Origin of the sequence: Gilliamella sp. HK2, assembly GCF_001690265.1 — a bacterium.
GTDB classification, from domain to species: Bacteria; Pseudomonadota; Gammaproteobacteria; order Enterobacterales; family Orbaceae; genus Gilliamella; species Gilliamella apicola_C.
Map to the genome: position 1 here is coordinate 21,776 of NZ_LZGV01000012.1, position 8,886 is coordinate 30,661.

Sequence of the window (8,886 nt, forward strand, 5' to 3'; positions counted from 1 at the left end):
ATGGGCGTATCTAATGTACTCGTTTCACAGTCACCAGGGGTAAAAAGCCCACAAACGACGCAAAAAAGTACAGCTGATGGTAATTCAAGTAAAGAATTGCAAGATAATTTTTTAACGTTATTAATTGCACAAATGAAAAACCAAGATCCGACCAATCCAATGGATAATAGCCAGTTAACATCACAACTTGCTCAGATTAATACTTTAGCCGGTATAGAACGGCTTAACACAACATTAGGGATGGTTTCAGGTCAGATCGATGATAGCTTATCGGTTAACGCTAGCAACATGATTGGTAAAGGTGTAATGGTGCCTGGCAATAAAATTTTAGTTGCAACGTCTGAGCAAGAAGCTTCAGAGGCAGGAAAAGAAACCATTACAACACCTTTTGGTTTTGAGTTAGTTCGTGATGCAGACTCAGTTGTTATTACAATTCAAGATGACAAGGGTAATGTGGTGCGAGAAGTTGATTTAGGCGCAATTCCCGCAGGTGTAAGTTCTTTTACTTGGGATGGTATGCTTTCAGATGGAACGGTAGCGCCAGATGGTAGTTATACTTTTTCAGTTAACGCAAGTTGTGACGGGCAAAAAGTGTCATCTACTTCATTATCCTATTCAGTGGTATACGGTGTTATTAATAGCAAAGTTAATAATAAAGTATTACTGGATCTAGGAATACTCGGTTCAATTAGTATTGACGAAGTACGTCAAATTCTTTAAAGGAGATAAACTTCAAATGGGATTTTCTCAAGCGGTAAGTGGCATGAATGCCGCATCAAAACAATTAGATGTCATTGGTAATAATATCGCTAACTCTGCAACGGTAGGCTTTAAAAGCGCCAGTATTTCATTTGCTGATATCTATGCTGGCTCAAAAGTTGGCATGGGGGTAAAAGTCGCTGCAGTAATGCAAAATTTTAATGATGGAACAGCGACAACAACCAACAACAGTTTAGATGTTGCTATCTCGGGTAATGGCTTTTTTCGTTTAGTGGATAGTAGTGGTCAAGTTTTCTATACTCGTAATGGACAATTTCAGTTAGATGCTGAGCGAAATATTGTTTCTGCTGATGGTCTTCAGTTAACGGGATATCTTGCAACAGGAACCCCACCCACTGTGCAACAAGGTGCAGCGCCTGGTCCATTAAAAATTTCACAAGAAATGTTAAACGCCACAGCGACCACAAAGGCGACTTTACAAACCAACTTAAACTCTAATAGTAAAGTTCCAGCCAAGCAACCAATCAATGCACTTGATGCCGATACTTTCAATTATTCTACAACCATTACGACTTATGATTCACTGGGTAATCAACGTAATGTTCAGCTCTTTTATGTTAAAACTGCGGATAACCAATGGGATGTTCACTGTCTTGATAGTAGTGATCCTAAAGCCACTTTACAAAAAGTAGGCCAAATGGAGTTTGATTCTTCAGGCAAATTAATTAGCGATCCTGAAATGACCATTAATATTAATGGATTAAACGGCTCGGCTGACAACACCTTTACTTTATCATTAGCGAATAGTTCTCAGCAAAATATGGGTAAAGAACTCGGTAGTATTAAAACGCCTGTGGTTGATGGTTATGCGCCGGGTGATTTAGTCGGTTATAGCATTAATGATGATGGCTCTATTTATGGTGTGTATTCTAACCAACAGACAATGTTATTAGGTCAAATTGCGATGGCTGATTTTGCCAATGTTAACGGGCTTGAATCAGCAGGAAACAATAACTGGCGATCAACCATTAATTCTGGTGGTGAAGTATTAGGCGTGGCAAATTCAGGCACTTTTGGATCATTAGCCAGTGGCGCGCTTGAATCGTCAAATGTTGATATGAGTCAGGAATTAGTGAATATGATTGTAGCTCAGCGAAATTACCAATCTAATTCGCAAACAATTAAAACGCAAGATCAAATTCTCAATACGCTAGTGAATTTGCGTTAGTATAAAGGCTATTTATGGATCGTGTTATTTATACAGCCATGTCGGCAGCAAGCCAGACATTAAATCGGCAGTCAATTACTACCAATAATCTAGCTAATGTTTCTACGACAGGGTTTCGTGCACAGTTGACAGCGATGAAAGCTGTTCCTATTGTCGGCAATGATACGCCCACCCGAACCATGGTGGTTGCAACAACCCCAACGTTTGACTCGACAATGGGGGCATTTAACTATACAGGTAGAAATCTCGATGTTGCTTTGGCAGAAGATAACTGGTTGGCAGTGCAATTAGCCGATGGTAGCGAAGCGTACACCCGCAATGGTGCCATTGAAATTGACGAAAATGGCACCCTTAACATACAAGGCTATCCATTACTTGGTGATAGTGGTGTATTAACTGTGCCACAAAAATCGCAAGTGAGTATTAGCAGTGATGGCACACTTTCAGCATTAGGGGCTGGGGATAAACCAACGACCATAGCTCAAGTCGGTAAAATAAAAAAAGTCCATATTGAACCTCATCAAATAGTGCGTGGTGATAATGGCTTTTTTCAATTAACCGAACAGGCGCGTAATGAAAACGGTATGGTGATGCCAGATAACCCACAAGCTAAGCTGATGTCTGGTGTATTAGAAGGAAGTAATGTTAATCCTGTTACTGCGATGGTTGATTTAATTAGCCACGCTCGCCAATTTGAAATGCAGATGAAAGAAATCACTACTGCGGATGAAAATGCACAAAAAGCGAACCAAATTTTATCGCTAACTTAGCTTTATTAATAATTTAAGTAGGAAAAACTATGATTAAATCATTGTGGATTGCCAAAACAGGCTTAACCGCACAACAAATGAATATGGATATTATTTCCAATAATCTTGCCAATGTGAGTACCAGTGGTTTTAAACGGCAACGTGCTGTATTTGAAGATTTATTATACCAAACTGTTCGTCAACCCGGTGCGCAGTCTTCAGAACAAACAACACTACCATCAGGTTTGCAAATAGGTACAGGTGTTCGTCCTGTTGCAACAGAGCGGGTTCATAGCCAAGGTAATTTAGAAGCAACGGATAACAGCAGTGATATTGCAATTAACGGACAAGGTTTTTTTCAGGTGCTATTACCTGATGGAACGCAAGCTTATACACGCAACGGCGCATTTCAAGTCAACCAAAATGGTCAATTGGTAACCGCTGCGGGATATGAAATTCAGCCAACTATTAGTATTCCATCCAATGCAATCAAAATGACGGTTGCACGTGATGGTGTGGTTAATGTGACGTTAGCTAATCAGTCAACACAAGTGCAAGTTGGTCAATTAACATTACATACGTTTATTAATGATGCTGGGCTTGAAAGCATGGGCGAAAACCTTTATTTAGAAACGGAAAGCTCAGGTGCACCCACTGAAAATACGCCAGGGTTAAACGGCGCAGGTCTGTTATATCAAGGTTATACCGAAACATCTAATGTCAATGTTGCTGAAGAATTGGTGAATATGATCCAAGTTCAACGTGCTTACGAAATTAACAGTAAAGCGATTTCAACATCAGACCAAATGTTGCAACGTTTAAATCAGTTATAAATTTAACAATATAATAAGCGTAATGAGATATTTTTATATTTTAATTGCATTTTTTTTGTTTAGCTGTGCTCAATTACCTAAACAAGCCTTAGTTGAGGGTAAAACGAGCATTGTTCCACAAATGCCAGAAACTGTGAACAATAATGGTTCAATTTATCAAGCTAGCCAGCCCAGTAGCTTTGGTTATCAGCCGATATTTGAAGATCGTCGCCCGCGCAATATTGGCGATGTGTTAACTATTGTTTTACAAGAAAACGTGAGCGCTAGCAAAAGCTCATCTGTTAATGCTGGACGAAATGGCTCAGTGAATTTAGGGGTAAAAACCATACCGACATTTCTTGATGGGCTAGTGGGTCGTGGTAAAGCCAATACCGAAATGTCTGGTGACAATGACTTTAAGGGATCTGGTGGCGCTAATGCTAAAAATACCTTTAGTGGCACAATCACGGTCACCGTTCAAGATGTCATGATCAATGGTAACTTGAAAGTGATTGGTGAAAAACAGATTGCAATTAATCAAGGCACTGAATTCATACGCTTTTCTGGTGTTGTTAATCCAAGAACCATCAGCGGCAATAATACGGTAATTTCAACGCAAGTTGCTGATGCACGCATTGAATATGTGGGTAATGGTTACATTGATGAAGCGCAAACAATGGGCTGGTTACAGCGATTATTCTTAAATCTTTCACCATTTTAATGAGTCTCATTATGATAAAAAAATTGCGTCCTTTTTTCTGCTTTACCTTGATGATGATATTGGTTATACCGAATGGTCATGCTGAGCGTATACGTGATTTGGTCACCATTGAAGGGGTAAGAGAAAACGCCTTAGTTGGTTATGGGATTGTTGTCGGGCTTGATGGCACAGGCGATCAAACATCACAAACACCTTTTACTATCCAAAGTATCACTAATATGCTATCCCAATTAGGGATTACTGTGCCAACAGGCAGCAATATGCAATTAAAAAATGTTGCTGCCGTTATGGTTACTGCAAAATTGCCTTCTTATTCACGCGTTGGGCAACAAATCGATGTGGTGGTCTCTTCGCTTGGTAATGCAAAAAGCTTACGTGGTGGCACATTGATCATGACGCCATTAAAGGGGGCTGATAATCAAGTCTATGCTATTGCACAAGGCAATCTTTTTGTGGGAGGAATGGGCGCAAGTAGTAAAGGAAGTAGTGTCAGTGTTAATCAAACGGCCGGTGCAACCATACCTAATGGGGCAACCATTGAACGAGAACTAGCAACCCGTTTAGATGAACGAAATGTTATCCACTTGCACCTTAATCAATTTGATTTTACCCGTGCCTTAAAAATTGCTGATGTCATTAACAAGTTACAAAAAAACACTGCGGTTGCACTAGATGGTACAACAATAGCACTACAGATGCCAAAAGAAAATACAACTCGAGTGCAGTTACTTTCTCGAATACAAGATCTTGAAATTGGCACAACCCCTATTTCAGCAAAAGTGGTCATCAACACAAGAACAGGTGTTGTAGTTATGAATCAAAAGGTTAAATTGGATAATTGTGCCGTAGCACATGGCAATTTATCTGTTGTTGTAAATAGTAAATTAAAAGTCAGCCAACCCAATACACCTTTAGCGGGTGGTGCAACAGTGGTTACGCCTGATAATCAAGTCAGTGTTGAGCAAGAAGGTGGCGCATTACATAATATCGCATCGGGCACTGATTTAAACCGAGTGATTAATTCGCTAAATTTATTAGGCGCTAATCCTACTGAGTTAATGTCGATACTTGAAGCCTTAAAGACGGCGGGCTGTTTGCATGCTTCATTGGAAACTATTTAAAAAACGATTTATAAAAGAAATGACATTATGAATAATAAAATTGGACAACCTTTTCATCGCTTTGCTTATGACTTTTCAGGGCTAAACCAACTAAAACGCAATGTTGCTAATGGTTCTGCTCAAGGTATCAAGCAAGTTGCTCAGCAATTTGAGTCCTTATTTATTAATATGATGATGCAAAGTATGCGCAAAGCGGTGCCTGAAAGCGGTTTATTTAGTCAATCTGCTTCACAACTATTTACTGCAATGTTTGATCAGCAAATTGCGCAACAAGCTGCCGGTAAAGGGTTGGGTTTAGCTGATATGCTTACTAAGCAGTTAACTAATAGATCATCAATTAATGCTAATTTGCACTCTAATACTAACTTACAATCTAATAATCAATTACAATCTAATACAAACAATACAGCACAACATCTTCAATTAGCCCAATCTTTATTTAGTCAGGCTCCATCTAACATATCGCCTCAAGCATTAGGGCAAATGTTATATCGTAGTGCTAACAACATGCTTGAAAGTCAGCATAACGAAAAAGTATCAAAAACAACACGTGATAATACAAATGAAAATCATGTTACCCAATTTGTCAAAGAATGGCTTGAGCCAGCCAAGCAGGCAGCTAAACAATCGGGAATTCCTTATGAAATCATTATTGCACAAGCTGCATTAGAAACAGGCTGGGGGCAAAAACAAATCAAGACAGAACATAACCAATCAAGCTATAATTATTTTGGTATAAAGGCAACTCCATCATGGCAAGGGCGTTCAACGCGTTTAACAACGCAAGAATTCATTGATAACCATATGATAAAAATTCAAGATGAATTTAGAGTCTATAATAGCAAACAACATGCAATCACCGATTACCTTAATTTATTAACCAAAAACCCTCGCTACCGCGCAGTAGTTAAAGCTCCTGATGCCAGAACGGCAGCTAAAGAATTGCAAGCAGCACATTATGCAACTGATCCTAACTATAGCGACAAACTTATCCAAATCATTAGTCGTATTGAAAAAATTGCAAAAAATAGCCAGCCAACGGCCACATCAGGCTTTAAGCAAGTTGCATTTAATTGATAATAGGATTAAGCGCCCAATACTGGGTACCGCGGTTTTTTGTCACGTTATCCATTCATTCAATTTGAAATTCAAGTTGAAATTCAAACTGTTGATAGCTGGGCAGATATAGTTAAACAGCGGTTTGATATGGGATGCCGTTTAGGTGGTGATATTGCGACAGAAAGGATTGCGGTAAAAATATCTTCCCCCCTTTTTAATTTTGATGCGTTAAAGTATCAGTAAACATTGAAGGTAAAACGTTGTTGCTAAATTAGATAACAAGCAGATGCTAAGGTCATTTTGAATGATGAGGAGGTGGTTATAGATATGTCTGATGTTATCAAAAATAATAAAATGATTTTCAATAGTGCTACCTCTAAAGTAAATAATGTTGTCCATAATAATATTGAAGTTGTTATATTAGATTTCTTTTCCACTGAATTTAAGCCTGATAAATTGCTAGGTTTTGATTTTATTAGTAAAAATAGTATAAGCATTGATTTTAAACACAAGCAATTGTTGATTAAGTCTAAAGTAAAACAATAAAAATGGTTCAGAAAACCTATTGATTTTATTGAAGTTTTTAAGGTGGATTTTTAAATCTCTTCCTTCTGGTAAATTAAGAGCAATACCAATGTTTAACATCTCACGATGAAGTCATCGATGATATTGAACGTTAGGCAGCACAGCCAAAATGATAATATTCACAAGAGATGCTAAAATTAGTAGGATAAATGGCTTTATGTTCTAGTCTCATTGGTAAACGTAGTTATCTTAGTTCGTGTATAACAATTAGGAGAGGAATAATGAAATATTACGCAAAGTTAATTGCCTTTGATCCCTATATTGAGGAGCAGGCTACTTTCGCTTTTGGACAGTATCAACTCTGTTGTTTTATTAACTCTTCTCCTTGGGCGCTTAACACGGGTAATATTTACTTATTAGAGCTTGGCTTGTGTTTTATTAATAAAATAAAACCTGAATTATCTAAAGATAAATGCTTTATCATTAAACAACAACAAGACACGTTTACCCATCATATCAACGGATACTTATTTGAAAATAAATTAATATTATCAAATTTAGTTTTTCAAGATGATCTATTTTATGATTTTTCTTATCTAAGTGGCGGCTTTATTAAGTGCAATATTGATAGATTTTCTGTTGATATTTTAGATAAACAGTAGTCTGTTTATTATAAATCACCACGGTAGAATTAATATACAAGCTACCATTTTGTATCATTTCTTAATCTGGCGAAAATTTGGTTATTAATTTTGTTCTCTTTTCTTGATTAACAAATGTGTAATAAGTCTCTCCACCATCAAAATATTGTACAATCTCTAGCTTATTTTTTCCTTTCCATTTATATTCAACTTCAACTCTCATATAATCATCTTCGTAAATATCCGAAAAATCTTCCCCCTGTTTGATTTTTTTCCTAAACTCATAAGTAGGATTAATACTCATTGCTTCATATACATCTAATATTGTCATATTTTTATAGAAACAAACTTTAGTTGACTCCATCTCAAAATATTTTGTTTCAAGACAATTTTCATTACGTTTAAAATTATTTATTTTGTTTTCATCTGTAATAGCTAATTGCTTATAAAAAACTAAATGTTTATTATAAGGAATCATTAATTCATTATTATTAAGTAGTATGATAATCTCATAATTAAAGCCCATGCACCTTTCTGATAGATTAGAAGGCTCAATAAAATATAATCCATTAAACTTATTCAAAGATAGATCATATTTTTTTAAATCTTCATTATAATCCTCAAAGATATTAAGTTTAGTCAACTGATTATAGATACTTTCTTTATCCCCTTTGACTCTCTTAAAATTACAACCTAACACTTTAATTTTTTGTTCATTACCAACAATAAAATTATTTAAAATACTGGCTAGCCATTTCTTTTCTTTATTTTCTACATTTATTTTATCTTTTATTAACAAATAATAATGATTATTTTTAATATCAGATGCATAAGTAAAATAAGGCATTAAAAATAGTAAAGTAAATCCAAATAAAAAACTCTTCATTTTGCCACTCCTATTTATTGAGGATCTGTACCAAATGTAATGCGATATCCCTCTTTTAAAAGATCCAAAGGATCTAATAAACTGTAACTACCCCCTAAAATAGTACAGCAAAAAAGTAGAAAATTCTCTATGATAAAAGAAAAGGGGATTTAATGATGAAAAAAATGACTGAACATCAAATCGTAGCTATTTTAAAAGAAGCTGAAGCGGGTATTCCCGTTAAAGAGCTGTGCCGTAAATAGGGCATGGGTAATTCAACTTTTTATAAATGGCGGGAAAAATATGGCGGTATGGAAATTTCAGACATCAAACGTCTAAAAGAACTCGAAGCGGAAAACCGCAAGCTTAAGCAGATGTTTGCCGAACTGAGCTTAAAATCCCAGCTTCAGGAAGAAATCATAAAAAAGCTTTAGTGCCAACTGGG

General features: G+C 36.5%; 11 protein-coding genes and 1 pseudogene. 11 read left to right on the plus strand and 1 reads right to left on the minus strand.

Annotation, left to right across the window (positions count from 1 at the left end):
* From A9G45_RS00385 to A9G45_RS00430, 10 genes are all read left to right on the plus strand, one after another.
* Positions 1 to 720: a flagellar hook assembly protein FlgD gene (locus A9G45_RS00385; protein WP_065568279.1), complete on the plus strand. Its 720-nt coding sequence runs from the start codon at positions 1 to 3 to the stop codon at positions 718 to 720.
* Between the two features lie 16 nt (positions 721 to 736).
* Positions 737 to 1,948 (plus strand): flagellar hook protein FlgE, encoded by a 1,212-nt coding sequence (flgE, locus tag A9G45_RS00390; RefSeq protein WP_065568280.1) that lies wholly within the window; start codon positions 737 to 739, stop codon positions 1,946 to 1,948.
* Positions 1,949 to 1,962: 14 nt separating this feature from the next.
* The gene (locus A9G45_RS00395) at positions 1,963 to 2,718 is read left to right on the plus strand and encodes a flagellar basal body rod protein FlgF (RefSeq protein ID WP_065568281.1); all 756 of its coding nucleotides are present in this window, start codon (positions 1,963 to 1,965) and stop codon (positions 2,716 to 2,718) included.
* A 29-nt stretch (positions 2,719 to 2,747) separates the two neighbouring features.
* The gene (gene flgG, locus A9G45_RS00400; RefSeq protein WP_065568282.1) at positions 2,748 to 3,530 is read left to right on the plus strand and encodes a flagellar basal-body rod protein FlgG; all 783 of its coding nucleotides are present in this window, start codon (positions 2,748 to 2,750) and stop codon (positions 3,528 to 3,530) included.
* A 22-nt stretch (positions 3,531 to 3,552) separates the two neighbouring features.
* Entirely contained in the window at positions 3,553 to 4,230 is a 678-nt protein-coding gene (locus A9G45_RS00405; protein ID WP_065568283.1) for a flagellar basal body L-ring protein FlgH, read from the plus strand.
* Between the two features lie 11 nt (positions 4,231 to 4,241).
* Positions 4,242 to 5,351, plus strand: coding sequence for a flagellar basal body P-ring protein FlgI (locus A9G45_RS00410; protein ID WP_065568284.1), 1,110 nt, complete (start codon positions 4,242 to 4,244; stop codon positions 5,349 to 5,351).
* A gap of 27 nt (positions 5,352 to 5,378) precedes the next feature.
* Positions 5,379 to 6,428 carry a flagellar assembly peptidoglycan hydrolase FlgJ gene (gene flgJ / locus A9G45_RS00415; protein WP_065568285.1) on the plus strand — a complete coding sequence of 350 codons (1,050 nt, stop codon included), beginning with the start codon at positions 5,379 to 5,381 and terminating at the stop codon, positions 6,426 to 6,428.
* A 39-nt stretch (positions 6,429 to 6,467) separates the two neighbouring features.
* Entirely contained in the window at positions 6,468 to 6,653 is a 186-nt protein-coding gene (locus A9G45_RS00420) for a hypothetical protein (RefSeq protein WP_065568286.1), read from the plus strand.
* A gap of 84 nt (positions 6,654 to 6,737) precedes the next feature.
* Positions 6,738 to 6,956: a hypothetical protein gene (locus tag A9G45_RS00425; RefSeq protein WP_065568287.1), complete on the plus strand. Its 219-nt coding sequence runs from the start codon at positions 6,738 to 6,740 to the stop codon at positions 6,954 to 6,956.
* 260 nt (positions 6,957 to 7,216) lie between these two features.
* Positions 7,217 to 7,597, plus strand: coding sequence for a hypothetical protein (locus tag A9G45_RS00430; protein WP_065568288.1), 381 nt, complete (start codon positions 7,217 to 7,219; stop codon positions 7,595 to 7,597).
* Positions 7,598 to 7,658: 61 nt separating this feature from the next.
* Here A9G45_RS00430 and A9G45_RS00435 read toward each other — a convergent pair whose 3' ends face one another.
* The gene (locus tag A9G45_RS00435; RefSeq protein ID WP_065568289.1) at positions 7,659 to 8,462 is read right to left on the minus strand and encodes a hypothetical protein; all 804 of its coding nucleotides are present in this window, start codon (positions 8,460 to 8,462) and stop codon (positions 7,659 to 7,661) included.
* A gap of 152 nt (positions 8,463 to 8,614) precedes the next feature.
* On the opposite strand from A9G45_RS00435, the pseudogene A9G45_RS14695 reads away from it, so the two are divergent.
* A pseudogene (locus tag A9G45_RS14695) lies at positions 8,615 to 8,869 on the plus strand (transposase); the annotation flags it as partial.
* Positions 8,870 to 8,886 lie beyond the last annotated feature (17 nt).